This window comes from Mesorhizobium sp. M4A.F.Ca.ET.050.02.1.1, assembly GCF_003997725.1.
Classification (GTDB): domain Bacteria; phylum Pseudomonadota; class Alphaproteobacteria; order Rhizobiales; family Rhizobiaceae; genus Mesorhizobium.
In genome coordinates, this window is the sequence record NZ_RZSG01001337.1 from 1 (window position 1) to 788 (window position 788).

Annotated in this window: 1 protein-coding gene and 1 pseudogene; one reads left to right on the plus strand and one right to left on the minus strand. The window is 67.8% G+C overall.

Going from position 1 to position 788, the window contains the following annotated elements; all coding sequences use genetic code 11:
- A pseudogene (locus tag EOA33_RS39585) lies at positions 1–538 on the minus strand (hypothetical protein); the annotation flags it as partial.
- Positions 539–565: 27 nt separating this feature from the next.
- On the opposite strand from EOA33_RS39585, the gene EOA33_RS40030 reads away from it, so the two are divergent.
- Positions 566–788 (plus strand): hypothetical protein (locus EOA33_RS40030; RefSeq protein WP_210212662.1); only part of this gene is annotated, 223 nt, incomplete at its 3' end.

The window sequence follows — 788 nt, forward strand, 5'->3', positions numbered from 1 at the left end:
GGATGACCACCACGTTGCGGCCGTTCGCCGTGGCGGCCGCCTGACGCGCGCGGCGGACGTCGTCGGCAGTGCTGCAGATGACATAGATGACGCGGCCCCACGATCTGCACGGCTCGTCGAGCCTGGCGGAAAGCGCATCCGCCATCGCGTAGCTTCCTTCCAGATAGCGGGAGGTGCCCTTCTCCGAATTGTGCCTGACTGGCCTGACGAACGGCGCCGGATGCTCCTTGCCGAGGAATTCGTGCAGGTCGAAGCCTGCCATAAGGCGGATGCGCTCCTCACGGAGCCTGCCCGATACGTCCACGTCAGCTCCGTGCCACACGGAAACGTCGTCGTTCAGCTTGCGGTGCAGGAGCAGCTTGCGCGAGACGAGCGCGTCTATGGCCTTTTCGGCTTTCGCCGGGGGGTGCCCGTCCGAGGCGGCCGCCGCGACAAGGGTCGCGCGCCTGAGACGGCGGCGTTCGCCCGAGACTCCCGCCTGGAGCAGGAAGGCCGCGGCGAGAAGCTCCCGTTCCACTCCCTCGTCCGCCTTGGCCATCGCGCTCTCGGCCTCGATCCAACGCCTGTGCAGGCCACCCACGCCTACGTCGGAGCGGATCGCGTCGCTGAAGGCCAGGTAGACTTCTTCCATCCCGACTGGACCGGACAGATCGGCCGCTTCCAGGAAAGCGAACAGGGACCGCTCATTCTGGCCGACGCGAGCGACGAGCCTCGGAAGGACGTCGAGAGCGGCGGACGAAAGCGGCGACGCAGCCTCCAGCAGCCGCTTGACGGCCCCGATGTCGGTC